We start from the raw sequence: 19,967 nt of genomic DNA on the forward strand, positions 1-19,967 counted from the left end.
CAAGTCAGATGAGATGATCCACTGTTAAATTTGTGGCCGTAAAATCTTCTTATGAAAACAATTACCCAGCTGATCGCCTTATTGATAACTTTTTCAGTAGCGCAAGCCCAGCGCACGATCCCCGGATTAGCCAGCCCGGAGAGCGTGGTAGCCTATGAAGATGGCTACTTCGTTTCCAATATCGGCGCCAAACTCGATCCTGTAGCCAAAGACGGCGACGGATCTATTTACTTCATTAAAAAAGGGAAAGTGATACCGGCCAATTTTGCCGGCGATACTTTAAATGCCCCCAAAGGACTGGAAGTAATCGGGCAACACCTGTATGTTGCGGATATCGATCATGTAAGAGGTTACGATATCCCTTCTCACAAAAAAATATTCGATCTCAACCTGGAAGGCAAAGCAGTACTGCTGAATGATGTAACCAAGGTAAGCGACAGCCTGCTGGCCATCAGCGACTCATTCAAAGGAAATGTACTGCTGGTAAACGTACGCAATGGAGAGTGGAAAGTATTGAATGGCGAAGTGCCGATGTCTAACGGCCTCGCGTATGATGCGCATACCGATATGTTGTACGTATGCTCTATGGGGCCTAACCTGGATGGCAGTGGCAAAATTTTTGGCAAGCATCTGCGTAATGACGGAGAAGCTTTCACGGTGCTGGAAAACTCTCCCAGCGGGCTTTTCGACGGACTGGTACAGTTAGATGAGCATCGTTTGCTGCTGTCCGACTGGATCACCGTGAAAAACCCTGCAGAGGGCAAGCTGGTGGTATATGACCTTGTTAGCAAAACATCCAGGGTGATTAAAACGGAACGTTCTCCAGCCGATATCGCGCTGGATCTGCATAATCGCACACTATTGATTCCGCAATTATTAGACAACAGACTGGTATTGGTACCACTGAAAAGTTTAGGCCTCTAGCTTTATTTTCTTGCGAGCAATAGCATGTGTGATACAGGAAATGGAATAGGTTGAGGTGCACTGCTTTCATACGGGCGAAAGAGTTGCACCTTACCTTCCAGCCTGTTTTTTACGATCCATTCGTTGCGGTAGGCATGGGAAAGATTGTCCAGCCTGAACCCCGCCGCTTCCAGTGCGGCTTTCCAGTCGTTATAATTCCAGAAACAGAAAGTTTCGTGCATCTCGCTCAGCCAGTTATCGTGGTAATCTTTCTTGAATAAAAATTCGCAGGCGTCCTGCATGGATAGCTGGCAATAGGTTTTCCCTTCGATGCTCACCCATTCATGTGGCAGGCGGTATCCTTCGTGGTGGCGGAAGTCCTGCGCAAAGCGTTCAAAAAGCGCTTTGGTAGAGAGTTTGCCGAGATAGGCCGCCAGCTGGTGCGTGTCGGTGTTAGTGGGCATGGGGAGGCTGTTTTCGCCGTCCTGGTCGTTGAGCCATAGCAATACTGTTTCTTCTCTGTTTTCAGGTCCTACCACATCGCGGTTAATCCACACGCCGCCCGGTACCAGCTCCTGGTAACGGTGACGGATAAACGCTAATAAATCTTCCCGGCTGCCATAAGATTCTATTTCATGTGTGAGAGAGGAGGTATGAATGGTGTTCATACTGCCCGGTTCGAATACTGTTCCGGTGACGGCATTTTTCTGGGAGAAGAACACGGAAGGGTTCGAAAACTCGCCATTGTGGCGGCGTTGCAGGCAGAGGTCATATAGATGGCGGGATACTTCTATCCCGTAAAAATCACATTCATGCAGGCGATCGTCTTCCGTGGCGATCTTGATCCAGGAGCCGGCCGCGCAGCCGATATCACCGATATTGCCGGTTTGTATATAGGGCGCTGTTTCTTTGTATTTCAATGCTGCGATATCATCCATCTGCTTCACATATACGCTGTAATCGCGGGTGGCGGTGAGGTCGCCATCGGTGCCGATGATCGGATCTTTCAGAATATGTTGCACCTTCTCCCCTACATTATACAAGGACCACACCTTGAATGATGCGGGATGCATCAGATCCAGTATGGCCGGGCTTTTGCGCCAGTGGGGCGTATTGGCTACGAGCTTCACGATATCCCACGGCATGGGTCCGACGAAGCTATCCGTAGCGGGGTCCCACTCTGCTGGCAGCACTTTGAAGCCGCGGGCCAGGTACATATCTTTCACGCCGGTAGAACAGATCACGAGGGTATTTTGCGGCGTAAGCGTATGCCGCCCTTCGCTGGAATGCCGGATGGTTTTGATGGTGTAATCGGAGAAGTCGGGGATCACGCCTACATCGTCGATACCGTAAACATATGCGGGTACATCCAGGGAGTTGGAAAATTCCTGTATGATCATGGCCCGGAGATAGAATGGTACCGGGTTCCGTTTGGTGCCGAGATGATTGGCAGAGGTAACGGCGAAGATCACGCCATCGATCTCCTGTGGGTCTAACGGGGAGCCATATACGTCATTTTCGCCTTCCAGCCTGCATTTGATGAGGCGGTTCAGGTATTTGAATTGGAAGTCGGTCAGTAGGTGATGGCGTCCGGGAATCAATAAATACATGGCATGAAGTTAAGGAATGGAAATTGTTTTTTGATGTTATGTAAATGTGTGCGGGGGCTATCGCTCCTACGGAGCTGGGCGATGTTGGTCCGTATTTGTGTCTACCGGGCTATCGCTCCTACGGAGCTGCGTGATGTTGTTTCGTATTTGTGTCTACCGGGCTATCGCTCCTACGGAGCTGGCGATGTTGGTTCGTATTTGTGTCTATGGGCTTAACATTGTTGCTGCACAATCGTCAACGCATCGCCCCTGCGGGGCGTAATATTGGTAGAAAAGCGGGAGCAACACAACACCTCGCCCCGTAGGGGCGAAAGCCCGGTAGCCCGGTGGCGGCCCACACAGCAATAAGCCCCGTAGGGGCGACACACTCATACATACAGGAACCCCGCCGGTATTTTTAACGGCGGGGCGAGGTGAAAACATGGAAGAAAAAATGATGCTTTATAACGCCGCGGTTTTTCTGATCTCTTCAAATGTATAGCTGCGGGTAACGCTACCATTTTCAAAAACGGTTTGCATAACATCCTGTAGTTCGGGCGCTTCGTCTTCACGATACGTCTTGAAACTGCCGTTTTCTTTTACCAGCTTGAGTTTGCCGGCTTTGGATTTTTTGAAAGAGGTACGCATTTGTCCGTTGGCATCGAGTTCTACGGGCATTTTTTGTACATCAACGGGCTGGCCGTTCAATTCGGCGTAGGCGCATTTGAGCGCGAACTCTTGTGTATCGCGGTTTACGCGTTGCAGGAGGGCGCCGCCCATGCCCAGTGCCAGGTTCTCCGCACTGATGCCGGCTTTTTCCAGTGCGGCGAAGATGCCGGGGATGGAAGAATAGCTGATGCCGTCGCCCTGGATCACGCGAACCTGCGGCGGCAGTACTTTGTAGCCTTTTTCGTTGATGGTGAACCCGAATTTTTCCATCAGGATGTGGAATATGCGGAGCAGGGTTTGTACGGGGTCGCCGCTATCGGGGCGGATCACGAGGGTGCCCTCTCTTTTCAGTATCTGTTCTTTGAGTTCGGCGCCCCAGTATTCCTCACATGCGCGGAAGATGTTGTAAGAGTCGGATACGCAGGCGATGGTGCCGGTTGGGAAGGTGTTGAGCACATGTTTGAATATTTCCAGTTCTCCTTTTTCGCCGAGGAGCGTAACGATGGAGTGCTCTGTGGCCGGGATAGAGAGGCCTGGTGCGGTTTGCGCGTTATAGTAACGTTTGGCGAGAACGGAACCGGCGAGGGTATCGCTGCCGGAGAAGTTCACCAGGTGGGCGCTGCCGCCGATGCCGGCACTTTCTACGGAGCTGGCGCCGCGGAAACCGAAATCGTTCAGTACGAAGTCGATCCCTGCGAAAGCGGCTGCACTGGCGGTTTTATCGTAGTATGCTTTTACTATTTTTTTAATTTCCCGGGAAACGGATGCTACGGTACAGGGGTACCATACCTGCATGAGCAGCGTTTCGAGGAAGTTGGTGAGCCAGAAGCAGTTAGGGTCGGTGTTTTCGATGGTCATCAGCACATTTCGTACAGGCACTACCGTGCCTTCGGCTACGGCCCTGATCTTCACGGGCAGCCTGCCGCCATGTTCGCGGATGATATATTCAAAGCGGCTGCGGTCAAATACATCGCTGCGACCAAACACTTCCAGCAGCATCTTTTCTGCTTCGTCAATCTTTTCTTTCGTGATCACCACTCCTTCGAGATACGCTTTCATAAAGTATTGCAGGCCGTAGAAGACGGTTTCATCAAATTTGCCGCCGCGACTTTCAAGGTAGGAATAAATGTACTGGGTGCCTGGCAGGTAAAGCTTGTGGTGTGAGTATTTATAGGCATCAGCGAGGAGGATGAGGTTTTCCTTTGTCATAACGAAACGTTTTAGCAAGAATATTTTTCAATCAATTTTTCCATCAGGGGGATATGTGTATCGGTGATCTCAGCCCGGGCGATCAGGTTACGTATATCCTTTACCGTTACCCATCTCAGTTCGGCGAGATCATCGTTGGGAGCGGATTCTCCCTGGATGAGGTCCGTGCTGAAGAGGGTGGTGATAATTTTGTTGATCTCGGAGCGGTAGCGCCAGTCGTCTACCCGGAGGGAGGCTACATATTCCATGGCGCTGGTTTCAATGGGTCCGCATTCTTCCTGTAATTCGCGGCGGGCGGCCGTTTCAAAACTGTCATCTTCCGGATCGGAGAAGCCGCCGGGCAGGCGCCAGGCTGTTTCATTCGGTTTGCGGCCCAGCAGCAATTCGGTTTTGTTGTGCCGGAACACCGCGATGTCAACGGTGGCGAATACAGATGGAAAGAGATTATAAGTATTGTAAATGATGCCCGCCCGGAACTCTTCGGTGTCAAACACTTTATCGGAGATGGCTTCGCGCATGGCGGTGGCATTATAGTCTTTCACCGGCGCGAGCGCTTCGGTGGTATAGCGGCCGTTGTACGTGGTGATGAAGCTGTCGCGGCTGCCGTATAGCAGAAAGGTTTCGTGCGGAAAATTATTATGCAGCAGCTCATCGAGCTTTTTAGACCATACGGTGTCACTCTTTTGATCGCTGAGCGGCAATACCACTATTTCGGGGAACTGTTGTTTGATCATGCGCTCGCGGGTGTAGAAGTCGAGCGGGTTTTTGCGGCTGCCTTTCACCGGACTTACACCCAATATGATCAGCACGCGGTTGTGTTTCTGTTTTACCTGCCGGATGATTTCCAGGTGCCCTTCATGTAAGGACGGTGTCTGGAACCTGGCGATGATAACTCCTGTGGGCTTTGTTTGCATCTTCGCTGCTATTTTGTGTAATTGTTACACAAATATAGAAAGGTATTTCACATCTCCAAAATTATTTTTTGTAAAAAATACACAAAATAGATTTTTATAGAGAGATGATGATTAGATCTCGAATGCGATTCCTTCTTTCTTCAGTTGAAAATAGCGCGACTCATCAAAGCTGAAAAGCTTGGCTGGCCTGCCTTGCGACACTTGTTTCTGTTTTTCGTTATGGGCGATCAGGATGCCCAGATGGTGTATCTTCTTTTGAAAATTCCTGCGGTCTATCGGCCGGTCGAGCAGTGTTTCATATAATTTTTCCAGGTCGGCTATCGGGAATTTCTTATCCAGTAGTTCGAAGCCGATCGGCTCATAGCGTATTTTATTGCGCAGCCGTTTCACCGCGAGGTCGATAATATCGGCGTGATCAAATGCAAGTGCGGGCAGGTCTTTGATATTAAACCAGGATGCATCTTCTGCATCGGAGCTGGCGGCGAGTTTGAAATTGGTGGGGTTTACCAGTCCGAAATAGGCCACAGACACCACTCTCCCGCGGGGGTCGCGTTGTGGCTGGCCGAAAGAATACAGCTGTTCGAGGTAGTTGATGTTCACGCCGGCTTCGGTGAGCAGTTCACGGGTAACGGCATTTTCGAGCGATTCGTTATCGTGCACAAATCCACCGGGCAGCGCCCAGGTATGCATAAACGGTTCGATGGTACGCTTGATCAGCAGTACCACAATGCCTTCCCGCGGGATATACCCGAACACCACGGCATCAACGGTTAATCTGATATGCTGTTTAATTGGCAAAAGAAAGCGGATTATCGTCCTTTAATATATTGTTCTATCTGGCTGGTGCCTTTATGCAAATTTACGAACAACGGGTTTTTAGCCGGGTCGAAAACGATGATGGTATTGGTTTCCCAGGCATCTTGCGGAGCGGGCAGCTCGATGATCACTTCCTGCCCGTTCAGGCGATGGAACACGAGACTGTCTTTCGCCGCCATATGCGCCTTAAACCCTTGTTGGTCGAGGTAATCGGTGAGTTGCTTTTTTAGCTGCAGAATAGAATCGGTGAGCGGCCCCGGCGCCGGTTTGCTTTCGCGGTACACGTAGCATTTCTCGTTGATCACATCGTAAGCGGACCTGTCCACTTCATTTTTGCTGTTTTGCTTGCAGGCAAACAGCAGGCAGGTGAGGACGAGGAGTGATAATATCTTTTTCATGATTCGGTAACTTAAGGTTCGTAGCAAGCGTAGTTACGCTGGCGATAAATTTTGCCATCGCGGAATTCGATGATCGTACAGATAAACGCTTTCATGATCTGCCCGCGGCGGTACTGGCCGGCATCTACGCCGATTTCGCCGGTCCATTTGGCTTCCACTGCAAGCGTATTGCCGGATTCAAATGCTTTCAGCACAGCAAAATGTTGCGACTTGAGAATAAGTTTGTTCGTGGCCATGCTGTCGAGCATGGTATCAAAGTTCCGCTGTTTGATATCATTCGACAGTTGATTCGGATATTCCGTCTGGATGATATTTGGATGAAAAATGTTGGCAAATTCGGTAGCATCGGCTGAAAAGCTTTCCAGCAGCTGAAAGTACCGGTGCACCAGGGCCAGTTTTTCGTCCATGTGAACTTTAATAACGAATATTTATCTGTAACGAATTGCGAATTTATAAAATTCGTTCTTAAAGGTACATGACGGCCACTGAATTATTTCAATGCGGCAGTTTGTGGTTCGCGGGTGTTGCTGAAGGCAAGTTTGCCCATGCTGTTTGTTTTGTCGATGATATCATAGATCACTTTCATCACGGTGAGCGTGCCGTCGTAATTGATCTTGTCGGCGCTGTCGCCCGGCAGGTGATAATCGGCATTGCTGGTGAAGAAGAAGAGCACCGGGATATTTTTCTTGTAGAAGCTGGTGTGATCGTAGGGACCGGAGGCGCCAGAATCCAGTACCAGCTTTGTTTCGCGGGCGCTCACTTCTTTTAGTACGGCGGCCCATCCGGGGGAGGTGCCTACACCGCTGATGTGGAGGCCGTTGGCAGCATCGAGGCGGCCGATCATATCGAGGTTAATCATGTAGTTAACAGCGGCAACATCGCTGCCGGCTACAAAATGCCTGGAACCGCTGAGCCCTTGCTCATTGCCGGAGAAGGCCACAAAGAGGTAGTTATTATTATGCAGCCTGGAACCTTTGAGCTGGCGCGCAATTTCGAGCATGGCCGCGATGCCGCTGGCATTGTCGTTGGCGCCGTGGTACAGCACCTTCTCCCCTCCCAGCCCGTTATGGTCTTCGCCAAAGCCCAGGTGGTCGTAGTGTGCGCCGATCACGATGGTGGCGGCTGCGTTATTATTAATATAGCCGATCACGTTAGTGCCGGTACGTTTCATGGGCTGAAAGGCTACCTGGCAGGTGATCTGGAAACCGTTGGCATCATCATTTCCCAGTTTTTTACTCACTTCATTGTTCACCCATACCGCCGGGATGCTGGCCGGTGTGGGGTTCTGGGCGAGCCAGTCGTTCACTTCCGCGATAGATTCTTTACCATTGTAGAAGATCACGCCGGTGGCGCCGGCTTTAGCGGCAGTAAGCGTTTCCTGTTGATACAGCTGCCATTTTGTTTTGCCTTTGGTGTTGTCGATCTCCTGTATATTCACGAGCCAGATATTATCCGGTTCGTTGACGTTGGGGATCACTTCTCCCTTCATGGTTTTTGTGGCGCTGAAAGGCAGGGGTATGAACTGGGCGCCGGGGCTCAATGCCTGGTGATTGAGCGTCATGGCGCAATTGGCGGCGGGTACGCGTGTCTCGTTTACGGTGAATGTTTGCAGGAAGCCTTCGTCGCCTTTGGGGCTGAGCCCTATCTGCTGCATTTGCGAAGAGATGTAGGCGGCTGCAAGCTGCTCGCCGGGAGCGCCGGTACGGCGGCCTTCCAGCTTATCGCTGCTGAGATAGTTGACGTGCGTTTGCAGATTTGACAAGGTTTTTCGGTCAACTTTTTTCTGTGCGCTCACAGGTATGGTAGCGACAAGCAATGGTAACAGCCAGGTTAAATTTTTCACAGCCATCTGTTTTGGGTATGCTGCAAAATTACAAATTAAGGCGCTTGCGAAAATTTTCTTTTTGACTATCCCGTTGTATTTGAGCTATTTATAATATATGAGGGTTGTCTGATAATAGTCATTCATCGGGTTTTATTCATCGTTGGTAATGGCCAAAATGCTATTTTTGCCGCGTTTTAAAAACAATGTATGAAAAATACGCCTTTTACAGAGAAACACATTGCGCTGGGCGCAAAGATGGCTCCATTTGCGGGTTACAACATGCCGATATCCTACACAGGTATTAACGACGAACACCAGGCCGTGCGCACAAACGCCGGTGTGTTTGATGTGAGCCACATGGGCGAATTCATTTTAAAGGGAGAAAATGCACTGGACCTCATCCAGCGCGTTACCAGCAACGACGCCTCCAAACTTACTGCCGGCAAGGCACAATACAGTTGCCTGCCTAACAATGAAGGCGGTATTGTAGACGATCTGCTGGTGTATTGTATAGAAGAAAATAAAGTGTATATGCTGGTAGTGAATGCCAGCAATATTGAAAAAGACTGGAACTGGATCAGCCAGCACAATACCAGGAATGTAGAGATGCACAACATCTCCGATAAAACCTGTCTGCTGGCCATTCAGGGGCCTAATGCCACCAGCATTTTGCAACCACTGACAGAGGTGGACATCGTAAACCTGAAATACTACACCTTCGCAAAAGGCGTATTTGCAGGTGTTCCCAACGTACTGATCAGCGCTACCGGCTACACTGGCGCAGGTGGTATCGAGATCTATTTTGAAGATGTTGACGGCGCTGCCGACAAGATCTGGGATGCGATCTTCGCAGCCGGCGGCCCTAAAGGCCTGAAGCCCATCGGCCTCGGCGCCCGCGATACCCTCCGCCTGGAAATGGGTTTCTGCCTCTATGGTAATGATATCGATGACCGCAGCTCCCCGCTGGAAGCAGGTTTGGGCTGGATCACCAAATTTACAAAAGACTTTACCTCCCGCGCTATCTTCGAAAAACAGAAAGCAGAAGGCGTGAGCCAGAAACTGGTCGGCTTTGAAATGGTAGATAAAGGCATTCCCCGTCACGACTACGAGATCAAAGATGCTGCCGGCAACGTCATTGGCCGTGTTACCTCCGGTACTCAGTCGCCCTCCCTGCAAAAGGCTGTGGGCCTGGGTTACGTGAAAACGCCTTTCGCAGCGCTTGACACTGAAATATTCATCTCCGTAAGGGATAAAGCATTGAAAGCGAAAGTGGTGAAAGTGCCTTTCCTGGGATAGTATTTTCCCGCAAAGACGCAAAGCAGCAACGAATGCAAAGGCATGCTCCGCGTGTAGAATATAGATAACTTGTTTTTCTTGAAAAAACATGCTTATTTGCGGGCGAAGCCCGCCTTTGCATTCGTTGCTGCTTTGCGTCTTTGCGGGAAAAAATCACCATATCTATGCCTACTATTCATTTGACTACCGTTATCCATGCCCCGCTGGAGCGGGTCTTCGACCTGAGCAGGAGTATCACGCTGCATAAAAAAAGTATGTCGCACCGGCAGGAAGAAGCCATAAAAGGCCGTACCAACGGGTTGATCTCCTACAACGAAACCGTTACCTGGCGCGCCAAACACCTGGGTAAAATGCGCCAGCTCACCACCAGGATCACTGAAATGCGCAAAGCGGATTTTTTTTGTGATGAGATGACAGAAGGAGATTTTACCCACCTGAAACATGAACATCATTTCAAGGAGATCGGTAACGGCACGGTGATGATCGATATCATGGATTTCGGAACGCCCTATGGATGGCTGGGCAGATGTTTTGAACGCATCTATCTGCAAAAATATATGACCCGCCTGCTGCAACGGCGTAATGACACCATTAAGGAATATGCTGAGAGCGACAAGTGGAGAGTGATCCTTGATTAATTAAATGTTATCTGAATGACGTCACACAACAAACCCGGCCTGGAAGTATGTCTGTCTCCGGCATTATTACATTTATACGATATAAAGAACAGCATCGTAGTGATCATTGATGTACTGCGCGCTACCTCTACTATCTGTACCGCTCTTTACAATGGCGCTGCCCGCGTAATACCGGTGGCCTCTGTAGAGGAATGTGTGAACATCGGCCGCGCCATCGGCGGCATCACCGCCGGCGAGCGCGATGGCAAAATTGCCGAAGGCCTCGTACACGGCAACTCCCCTTTCGAATATCCGAGAGAATTTATTGCCGATAAAACCCTGGTGCTCACCACCACCAACGGTACCAAACTGCTGCACATGGCCAAAGACGCCATTCAGATCATCACCGGCTCCTTTCCCAATATCAGCTCGGTTTGCGACTACCTCGTTGCACAGAACCAGAACGTGATCCTCGGTTGCGCCGCCTGGAAAGACCGCGTAAATATGGAAGATACCCTCTTCGCCGGCGCGGTGACCAGCCGCATCAAACAACACTTCGATGTGAACTGCGACTCCGCCATCGCCGCCGAAACCCTTTATGATACTGCCAAAGGAGACCTCTTCAATTTCATGAAACAGGCCTCCCACTATAAAAGGCTGGCTAACTACGGCCTTGAAAAAGATATTGCGTACTGCCTCACTCCCGATGGCGCCAACGTGCTGCCATTGTTTAAAGACGGAGAACTTGTTGCGGTAGACATTTAGGTTCCCTGCCCTTGAAGCGCTCAAAGCGCTTCAAGGGCTTTATTCGCTTATCCGCTTCAAGGGCTTTAAATTTTTGTACTATGACCTACCATATTTGTTCCACCTGCGGCGTACAATACGATGCCGCCGCCACCGCACCGCAGCATTGCCCGATCTGCGAAGATGAAAGACAATACGTAAGCCCAGCAGGCCAACAATGGACCACCCTCGAAGAACTGAACCGCAGCCATAAAAATATTATTGAAAAAGTAGCGCCAGACGTGTACGCCATCTACAGCGCTCCCGGTTTTGCTATCGGGCAGCGGGCGCACCTGCTTGTAACGCCCGGCGGCAACATCCTTTGGGATTGCATCGCTAACCTCGACGCCTCTACGATCGATCTGATACAGCGCCTCGGCGGTATCAAAGCAATCGCCATCTCGCACCCGCATTACTTTTCTACGATCGTGGAGTGGAGCCATGCCTTTAATAACGCACCGGTGTATGTGCACCAACTCGATGCGCAATGGCTGGGGCGTCATGACGCCGTGATCAAATTGTGGGAAGGCGATGAACTGCCCCTCTGGGATGGTGTGAAGCTATTGCTTTGTGGTGGCCACTTTCCGGGAGCTAATGTACTCTATTCTCCCGCAGGTAAAGGCGCCTTGCTCGTAGGCGATGTGATACAGATAGCGCCCGACCTGAAAACGGTATCGTTCATGTACAGCTATCCGAATTTTATTCCTTTATCAGCCAAAGAAGTGAACCGTATTGCCGATGTAGTGCATCCGCTCTCCTACGATGCCATGTACGGCGCTTTCGGCCGCTATATCAAAACCGGCGCGCAGGCTGCGATGGACTTCTCCGTGAAGCGCTATCTCCGGCATATCAACAAAAATTGACCTTATGACAACACCATTGATATTATGGCAAATGACCATGTGACCTTCCGTTTCCGCAAAAGTGAGAAATATAAATTTGACTAACCCCCGCCGGGAGCCGTTTAAAAGGCTTCAGGCTTTTTCATTAGGAATTTTCTGCTTACTTTTGTGGATTGCCTTTTTACCAGCTGTCGAATACTTTTTTTTCTTAAATTAACCCTTTGGCTGGTAATAAAAAGCTGGCAACAACGAATAGTATGTCGCTGCCCCATTTGCTAAAATATGTTTACAATAACGGCACTGATGAAGTGATCCGCAGGGGGAAGCGTATCTTTTCTACCGGAGGGGTAGAGCTGATAGAAGCCGACCCGGTGCTGAAGTCTGCCACCTTCCGTGTAAAAAGCGATACTCACGCCAATTACTACCGTGTATCTATCAATAAGTACGGAGAAACATCCGGTATGTCTATCCGCTGCCAATGTCCGTACAATCTCGGAGATATCTGCCGCCACGAAGCTGCCGCCCTGTTTCAGCTGCAGGAAATGCTGGACAAAAATCATTTCGACAGCTTCGATACACAGTTTGATCAGCAGCATACGCTGATCAAGATGAAATCTATCGACCTGAAAACGATCAAGCTGCTCACCTCCGGCGCTATTTTCGCACAAGCGGAAAAGATCGCCAAAGAGAGCCCCGCGAAAATTAAACAGGCCAAAGATGAAAAAGTGGAAGCAGTACTTACCCTGCAAGGCCACGAATATCCGTTGATCATACAACGTAACGAGGAACGCTTTTTTGATACGCATTGCACCTGCGATGAAACAGAACATGCCCTCTGTGTTCATAAAGCCGCACTGTTCCTGCAATTGCTGCAGAAGCACGGACAGTTCTATTTCGATACCCTCCGCAACTGGGATAAAGAAAAGAACAAACTGCTCTCCTTATACGGCTATTCCCTCACCGATGACCTCGACGGGAAATTTGCCTTTTCGTACATGGATGGTAAACCCTTCCTGCGCGTGCTCGATCCCAGCATCAAGCGTGTGGATGGCCAGGCCCTCGGCCGCCAGCCCGCCACTGCGCCACCGCCGCCGGAAGAGACCATCACCGTATCACAGCGCCTCGCCGCCGTTTTCAACGCCAATGAAACATTATACCCCTATTTCCGCATCGACCTCGTTAGCGGCGAAGTGAACGAAGAACAAACGGCCTTCGTATCTCTCGCCAGTAAACTCGATCTCACGAAATATGTGGACTTCTATCAATACAAAGAGAAAGACAGGGAACTGATAGCGCCTATACGAAAATTACAAGGCACTGAAGTGAGCAAGTTCCTCAGCAAAAATTCTCCGTTCGCCGGTATCTGGGAAAACATCACGCATGAAAATGCAGAAGAACTGCCCACCGAAACGAAAGAGCTAATGCTGGAATACCTGCATCCCAAGCTGGCAAAGCTGTTTCCGCAACTAGCGGAACATGGCCTCATGTTCCAGCTGCCCAACAGGCAGGCGTTTAAAACCAAGCACCTCATACCGGTACAGCTGGGCGCAGAAAGACTGAAACTCATCATCAAAGCCGCCAGCGGCGATACCCATGTAGAGGTTACCTGCTTCGTATCTATCGAAGGAGAACAGGTAAACGTATCGCAGAACGCCTGGGACAGCCCGCTCCTCTTCCTCTATGAAAACGTAGTGTACCTGTTCGAGAACCCGCAGGATGCCCTGCACGTAGAGCTCTTCAGGCAAAACGGACAACTGCGCATCCCTAACAACGAATGGCAGGTTTATCTTAAAGACTATCTCCTGCCGCTCAGCAGGCAATATGATATCCAGTTCGACCGCGAACTGCTGGCTGAAGTAGACAACATCCTGCCTGAATGCCGTGTATATCTGAAAGAACTCGGCGATACCTTCATCATCCAGCCAGGATTCGCCTACCGCGGCCAGGAAGTGGAATGGAATGAAGAAAACAGGATCACTGTACAGGAAGGTAATAAAGTGTTGGTGATACGCCGTAACAAAACTGCCGAAGATGAATTTGTGAACAAGATACGTACGCTGCACACCAACTTCGCCCAGCACGATAATCATAACTATTTCTACCTGCGCGCCAAGGAAGCGCTCAAAAATAACTGGTTCTTCCTCTTCTTTGATGCCCTGAAAGAAATGAATGTGCGCGTGTTCGGCTTTGAATCACTGCGCAATTTCAAGTTCAGCTCGCACAAACCGGTGACCAACCTGCAAATCAGCTCGGGCATCGACTGGTTCGATGCGCAGATCGAAGTGCTTTACGGCGATCAGCGCGTGAGCATCAAAGACATCAAAAGCGCGCTGGCCAACAAACAGAACTATGTACAGCTGGCAGATGGCTCCCTGGGCCTGCTGCCGGAAGAATGGCTGCGCAAATATTCCCTGCTCTTCAAAGTAGGGGAAGAAAAAGATAAAGGGCTCAAGCTCAGCAAATACAACTTCAGCGTCATCGATGAACTGTATGAGTTCATCGACGATGAAGCCGTAGTGATAGAACTGGAACAAAAGCGCAAGAAGCTCCTGCAGTTCGATGAGATACGCAATATCGAATTGCCGCATAATCTTCACGCTACCCTGCGCCCATACCAGGAGAGCGGTTTCCAGTGGCTCAACTACCTGGATGAGATCAAATGGGGCGGCATCCTCGCAGATGATATGGGTCTTGGTAAAACCATCCAGGCGCTCACTTTCGTGCAGTATTACAAGAACAGGCACGGCAAATGTATGGCGCTGGTAGTATGCCCCACCACCCTGATATATAACTGGGAGAACGAGATACGCAAGTTCACGCCGGATATCAAACATCACATCCATCATGGGCCTGCACGTTTGAAGAACTCCGAGGAGCTGGCAAAATTTGATGTGATCATCACCACCTACGGCACCCTGCGCAGTGATGTGCAGTTGCTCATGAAACTGGAGTTCGACTATGTGATCCTCGATGAATCACAAGCCATCAAGAACCCGCAATCAAAGGTGACCAAAGCGGCACAACTGCTGCATACCCGCAACAGGCTTGCCCTGAGCGGTACGCCCATGCAAAATAATACCTTCGATATCTATGCCCAGATGAACTTCCTCAACCCGGGCATGCTCGGCAGCGTAGACTTTTTCAGGAATGAATTTGCTACGCCGATCGATAAATTCCAGGACGAAGAAAGGAAAGAACATCTGCGCAAGCTCATCTATCCGTTCATCCTGCGCCGCACCAAAGAGCAGGTGGCGAAAGAGCTGCCGGAGAAGATAGAAACAGTGATCTTCTGCGAGATGGACGCCGAACAGCGCCACATCTACGATGCTTACCGCAATACCTATCGCTCGAAAATATTGGGCGTGATCGAAGATCAGGGTATGGAACGTTCGCAGCTCACCATCCTGCAAGGCCTGATGAAGCTGCGCCAGATCTGCGATTCGCCGGCCATCCTCAACGATGCGGAACAATACCCGAACCACTCGGTGAAACTGCACGAGCTCACCCGCGAGATTGCAGAAAACATCGGCCACCACAAAGTGCTCGTGTTCTCACAATTCCTCGGCATGCTAGGCCTGATCAAGGAAAGGCTGCAACATATGAAAATTCCTTTCGAATATTTCGATGGCTCCACCTCTACGATGGACCGCGAAAAAGCGATACAGAATTTCCAGAACAACGACGAATGCCGTGTATTCCTGATCTCGCTGAAAGCCGGTGGTGTGGGTCTTAACCTCACTGCCGCCGATTATGTTTACATCGTAGACCCCTGGTGGAACCCGGCAGTAGAGCAACAAGCCATTGACCGTACGCACCGTATCGGACAAACGAAAAATATCTTCGCCTACCGTATGATCTGTAAAGACACGGTAGAAGAAAAAATACTACAGCTACAGGAACGCAAGAAATCTTTGGTGAAAGAGATCATCTCCGATGATAGCGGCTTCGTGAAGAAGCTCACGAAGGAAGATGTACTGTACTTGTTCAGTTAGCACAAACGCTAAAAGCAGCGGCCTGCGCCCATAGGGCGCAGGCCGCTGCTTTTAGCGTATATTTTTATGCGCACCACCGCACAATCAGATCAGGCAACCACACCGCCACCGCAATACCATATGCAAGGTCGAGCCATATCATGCTGCCGATGGCGCCTAACAATATAATACCTACTATTGGCACAGTGATGGCTTTGAGCCACCAGGGCGTTTTTTCATCATTGGCAACGAGGCGCCACAGGCTTTGTGCATCGCCGGTGCTGGGAAAAGCGTGCATGGCAATGCTCACGCCAAGGTAGATGAGCACATAATCGAAAGGAGTGCCGGCGCCGAACTTCACCACCGGGATAGCTGCGGGGAAGCCGATGATCAGCCCCAGTAATGTATTTACGATAAACGGCCCGATGCTGATCCACAGCTGTTGCGAAGGCCTGGACGGTACCTCGTGTATCACATAGCCAACCGGGTTATCCACCTGGAAATATTTCACTTCAAAGATAGCTACCCCGAAAAGCCGGCAGAACAGCTGATGTGCAAATTCATGCACGATCACACCGGGAAAAGTAAGTACGCTGATGACGATGCCTGGAAGGAAGAACATTGTAATTATTTGATGATGGCCTCAGTTTCCTGAATAATAGTAGGATTGTCTACCGCAAGTCCTTTCAATTTTTCGTATAGCCGGTCGCGTTGCTGCGCGTGGCCATTGAAATGTTCTGCGAGCACAAGCGACTGTGTGCAAAATGGACCGTCCGGCGCCAGAGAGTGCGCTGTGTTGGCGGCTTTCAGGGCTTCGGGGTAATGCTTTTGCGCGAGCAGTACCCGTGCTTCTATGGCAAAGGCCAAGGCGCTTTCTGTGTTCTGGCTTAACAGCTGTTGGCTGATAGCCTGCAACCTGTCATATGCTTTATCATGCAGATAAATGCGCGACAATATGAACAAGGCTGGCCGGCAATCGGGATGCGCTTTTGCGATCGGCGCTGCAATAGTGTCCGCCAGCGAATATTCCCCGGATGCATAGCAGATATTGGCCAATACCAATGCCACGCCGAGATCCTGGGGTTGCTGGCGGTAATGCTGCAGCAAGGCGGCTTTGTAAGCGGCCGTATCTGCCGACAGCTTATTCAGCAAGTGGCTGAAAGCGGTATCGCTCACCTCGTAGTACTGAAAGGTGCTGGTGGCATCATTTACTTTGGCCACCAGTTGCTTGTCGTCGAAATTCGCATTCAGCAACTTTTGCAACACACTGTCGGCTTCTTTGAGATTGTCGTTATTAGCAGTAGCAATGAGGTAATGGGCGCTGGCTTCCTTATTGTCAGGGAACTGCTTCAAAACCCGCTCCAGCAGCTGCTTTTCAGTTACATAGCGGCGTTGGTCTTCTGCCTTGACTGCTTTCTCATAGGCTACGCCGGCAGAAAAATAACGCGGGAAATTATACAGGGAAACCAGGAAAAGCAGTCCTACAGCCAATGCGGCCCATTTGATACTATTCTTTACCGGAAACCTGCTGAGCTCCTTGCGGCAATCTTTACAAAGCTGCGTTATGTAACCTGGCTCATAATCGGGGCGAAGGCATTTAATACATCCTTCATGCATCACTTCCATAAGGTATAGCTTGGTTTAGGGAGAGCCAAGATAAGCGTTTTCCCGTTTCTGTATTCACCCTTCCGTTTCTGCATGGTTTGATCGTCCGTTTTTTTCAGTGTTATTTATCAAGTGAGGATTTAAATAGGTGATTATCATTTATTTATGAAGATGTAGAAAGAAGGTTATTCAAAATGGCATTTCAATGGTAATCCCCTCAGCGGAACAAAATTCAAGATTTATATGTTACCTGATTCGAAGATCTCCCAGTTAATCGGTTGCCAGATACCGGCATTATCCTTTCCGATGCAGCAGTTACCTGCGAAAGGTGCGGTAAGTAAAGTGATCCATGCATTTGCCGATTATACCGGCAACATGATCCGTGGCGGCCAGTTGCAGGAAGTGAAACGCTGTTTCACCATGGCAGGCGTACTGTATCATAATGGTAGTGCCGTGTTGCGTAATGCGATCGAAAGTGTATTCATGTTCGCACTGTCGCCGCTGTTATGCTCGCAACACAAGGAATTACTGCCTTTGTCATTGAAACAGATCAGGATCAGGCATCTGCAAACCATCGCTATCTAACCATTTAATAATAGCTATATGTTGACTATTCTCTTACTGCTGGCCGGACTTGCCTGCTTTTATCTGTTCTTTAAATCTGTTGACTACTTCGAAAACATTTAAACTATGACCGCTTTATTCGTGCTTTCGATATTGGTTTTTGGTTACATGATCTATGTATTGCTCAAACCGGAAAAATTCTGACGCTTTTTAACTGACATAAAAAAATGAACACAGAAATTACAGGCGTTATTGCCACCTATGGACTAACATTACTGCTGGCCTGGCCGTTGTCGAAGTATATCGTAAAAGTTTTTAAAGGAGAAAGAACCTGGTCCGATTTCATGGCGCCGCTGGAACGCCTATTCTTCAAGCTCTCCGGCATCAATCCGAACGAGGAGATGAACTGGAAGCAGCACTTGAAAGCACTACTCACCATCAACCTTGTATGGTTCGTGTATGCCTTCTTTGCGTTGATGTTCCAGGATAAGCTGCCACTGAACCCCGACGGAAACCCGGGACAGTCGGCCGATCTGGCGTTTAACACGGCTATCAGTTTTGTAGTGAACTGTAACCTGCAACACTATTCAGGAGAAACCGGCGTAACTTATTTCACACAGTTGTTTGTGCTGGCCTTCCTGCAATTTGTAAGTGCCGCTACCGGTATCGCCGCGCTGATCGTGGTTTTCAAGGCGATGAAAGAAAAGACCACTACCAAGCTGGGAAACTTCTGGGATATCTTTTTGAAAACGATCACCCGTATCCTGCTGCCCTTCAGCATTGTGATTGCGCTGATCCTCATCTTCAACGGATCGCCTGCCAGCTACGCCGGTAAGGATACGATCATCACTTTACAAGGCGATACGTCGAATGTTTCCCGTGGCCCTGCCGCAGGATTTATCGCGATCAAACACCTCGGCACCAACGGTGGTGGCTGGTTTGGCGCTAACTCCGCACATCCGCTGGAAAACCCGAACTATATTACTTATATCACTGAAATGGTAGCACAGGTGGTGATCCCCATTGCGATGGTGTTTGCCCTGGGCCTCTTCATACAAAGAAAAAAATTCGCGTATGTCATCTTTGGTATTATGACCATCGGGACGATATGCTTACTGATACCCACTATGCAAGCCGAAATGAGTGGTAACCCGGTCATGGCGCATATGGGCATACTGCAACCCACGGGTGCGATGGAGGGCAAGGAGGTCCGGTTCGGGCCTGCCGGAACGGCCTACTGGAGCGTGGTTACCACGATTATCTCCACCGGTTCCATCTGCGGGTTCCACGATAGTACCATGCCTATCAGTGGCCTGATGCAATTGCTCGGCATGATGCTCAACTGCTTCTATGGCGGTTGTGGTGTGGGTATCCTCAACTACTACATCTTTATCATCATCGCCGTATTCATATCCGGGCTGATGGTGGGCCGTACGCCTGAATTTATGGGCCACAAGCTGGAAGCGAGAGAAGTGAAGATCGCTGCGATCATCACGCTGTTATCTCCCTTCCTGATCCTCGCCGGTACTGCATTATCATCTTATATGATCGCACATCATCCGGATGTGAACTGGGCCGTGAAACCATCGGCATGGCTGAATAACCCCGGCTATCACGGATTTTCAGAGATGCTGTATGAATACACCTCTTCCAATGCCAACAACGGCTCCGGTTTTGAAGGGCTGGGAGATGGTAACGTATTCTGGAACGTAAGCACCGGCTTTGTATTGATATTGGGCAGGTTCCTGCCTATCATCGGACCAGTGGCCATTGCGGGCCTGATGGCATCGAAGAAATATATTCCTGAATCTGCCGGTACGCTGAAAACAGATTCACTCACCTTCGGCGCCATGACCTTTGCCGTGATCATTATCCTCACTGCATTGTCTTATTTCCCTGCCCTCGCATTAGGTCCGATCGCAGAATATTTTTCCCTGTACAGATGATAATCTACAAGTAAAACTAT

18 protein-coding genes are annotated in these 19,967 nt (G+C 49.8%); 9 read left to right on the forward strand and 9 right to left on the reverse strand.

Annotated features, from left to right (window positions below):
• Positions 1–51: 51 nt before the first annotated feature.
• On the forward strand, positions 52–924 hold the full coding sequence (locus FPG75_RS20770) for an SMP-30/gluconolactonase/LRE family protein (protein WP_143309510.1): 873 nt from the start codon (positions 52–54) through the stop codon (positions 922–924).
• Positions 925–926: 2 nt separating this feature from the next.
• Here the strand turns inward: FPG75_RS20770 and FPG75_RS20775 are convergent, their stop codons facing one another.
• From FPG75_RS20775 to FPG75_RS20805, 7 genes are all read right to left on the reverse strand, one after another.
• Positions 927–2,513 carry a class I SAM-dependent methyltransferase gene (locus FPG75_RS20775; RefSeq protein ID WP_143309512.1) on the reverse strand — a complete coding sequence of 529 codons (1,587 nt, stop codon included), beginning with the start codon at positions 2,511–2,513 and terminating at the stop codon, positions 927–929.
• 441 nt (positions 2,514–2,954) lie between these two features.
• Positions 2,955–4,370 (reverse strand): nicotinate phosphoribosyltransferase, encoded by a 1,416-nt coding sequence (locus tag FPG75_RS20780; RefSeq protein WP_143309514.1) that lies wholly within the window; start codon positions 4,368–4,370, stop codon positions 2,955–2,957.
• 11 nt (positions 4,371–4,381) lie between these two features.
• Positions 4,382–5,284, reverse strand: coding sequence for an NUDIX domain-containing protein (locus FPG75_RS20785; protein WP_143309516.1), 903 nt, complete (start codon positions 5,282–5,284; stop codon positions 4,382–4,384).
• Positions 5,285–5,395: 111 nt separating this feature from the next.
• Entirely contained in the window at positions 5,396–6,082 is a 687-nt protein-coding gene (locus tag FPG75_RS20790; protein WP_143309518.1) for an NUDIX hydrolase, read from the reverse strand.
• Between the two features lie 11 nt (positions 6,083–6,093).
• Positions 6,094–6,498, reverse strand: a complete 405-nt coding sequence (locus tag FPG75_RS20795) for a hypothetical protein (RefSeq protein ID WP_143309520.1) — start codon at positions 6,496–6,498, stop codon at positions 6,094–6,096.
• An 11-nt stretch (positions 6,499–6,509) separates the two neighbouring features.
• On the reverse strand, positions 6,510–6,905 hold the full coding sequence (locus FPG75_RS20800; RefSeq protein WP_143309522.1) for a nuclear transport factor 2 family protein: 396 nt from the start codon (positions 6,903–6,905) through the stop codon (positions 6,510–6,512).
• Positions 6,906–6,988: 83 nt separating this feature from the next.
• Positions 6,989–8,341 carry a M28 family peptidase gene (locus FPG75_RS20805; RefSeq protein WP_143309524.1) on the reverse strand — a complete coding sequence of 451 codons (1,353 nt, stop codon included), beginning with the start codon at positions 8,339–8,341 and terminating at the stop codon, positions 6,989–6,991.
• A gap of 189 nt (positions 8,342–8,530) precedes the next feature.
• Between FPG75_RS20805 and gcvT the strand changes: the two genes are divergently transcribed.
• From gcvT to FPG75_RS20830, 5 genes are all read left to right on the forward strand, one after another.
• Entirely contained in the window at positions 8,531–9,619 is a 1,089-nt protein-coding gene (gene gcvT / locus FPG75_RS20810; protein ID WP_143309527.1) for a glycine cleavage system aminomethyltransferase GcvT, read from the forward strand.
• A 164-nt stretch (positions 9,620–9,783) separates the two neighbouring features.
• Positions 9,784–10,257, forward strand: a complete 474-nt coding sequence (locus tag FPG75_RS20815) for an SRPBCC family protein (protein WP_143309529.1) — start codon at positions 9,784–9,786, stop codon at positions 10,255–10,257.
• A gap of 15 nt (positions 10,258–10,272) precedes the next feature.
• On the forward strand, positions 10,273–11,001 hold the full coding sequence (locus FPG75_RS20820; RefSeq protein ID WP_143309531.1) for a 2-phosphosulfolactate phosphatase: 729 nt from the start codon (positions 10,273–10,275) through the stop codon (positions 10,999–11,001).
• Between the two features lie 80 nt (positions 11,002–11,081).
• Positions 11,082–11,882 (forward strand): MBL fold metallo-hydrolase, encoded by an 801-nt coding sequence (locus FPG75_RS20825; protein WP_143309533.1) that lies wholly within the window; start codon positions 11,082–11,084, stop codon positions 11,880–11,882.
• Positions 11,883–12,118: 236 nt separating this feature from the next.
• Positions 12,119–15,853, forward strand: coding sequence for a DEAD/DEAH box helicase (locus FPG75_RS20830; RefSeq protein WP_143309535.1), 3,735 nt, complete (start codon positions 12,119–12,121; stop codon positions 15,851–15,853).
• Between the two features lie 64 nt (positions 15,854–15,917).
• Here the strand turns inward: FPG75_RS20830 and FPG75_RS20835 are convergent, their stop codons facing one another.
• Entirely contained in the window at positions 15,918–16,454 is a 537-nt protein-coding gene (locus FPG75_RS20835) for a DUF3267 domain-containing protein (protein ID WP_143309549.1), read from the reverse strand.
• 5 nt (positions 16,455–16,459) lie between these two features.
• A complete protein-coding gene (locus FPG75_RS20840; protein ID WP_143309551.1) occupies positions 16,460–17,458 on the reverse strand; it encodes a tetratricopeptide repeat protein in 999 nt (332 codons plus the stop codon).
• Between the two features lie 222 nt (positions 17,459–17,680).
• Between FPG75_RS20840 and FPG75_RS20845 the strand changes: the two genes are divergently transcribed.
• The 3 genes from FPG75_RS20845 to kdpA all read left to right on the forward strand — a co-directional run bounded on the left by FPG75_RS20845 (position 17,681) and on the right by kdpA (position 19,947).
• Positions 17,681–18,022: a DUF7674 family protein gene (locus FPG75_RS20845; protein WP_143309553.1), complete on the forward strand. Its 342-nt coding sequence runs from the start codon at positions 17,681–17,683 to the stop codon at positions 18,020–18,022.
• Between the two features lie 105 nt (positions 18,023–18,127).
• Entirely contained in the window at positions 18,128–18,205 is a 78-nt protein-coding gene (locus tag FPG75_RS26380) for a potassium-transporting ATPase subunit F (protein ID WP_078670327.1), read from the forward strand.
• A gap of 23 nt (positions 18,206–18,228) precedes the next feature.
• Positions 18,229–19,947: a potassium-transporting ATPase subunit KdpA gene (gene kdpA, locus FPG75_RS20855; protein ID WP_143309555.1), complete on the forward strand. Its 1,719-nt coding sequence runs from the start codon at positions 18,229–18,231 to the stop codon at positions 19,945–19,947.
• The last annotated feature ends 20 nt before the right edge of the window (positions 19,948–19,967 follow it).

This window comes from Chitinophaga vietnamensis, assembly GCF_902167635.1.
Classification (GTDB): Bacteria; Bacteroidota; Bacteroidia; order Chitinophagales; family Chitinophagaceae; genus Chitinophaga; species Chitinophaga vietnamensis.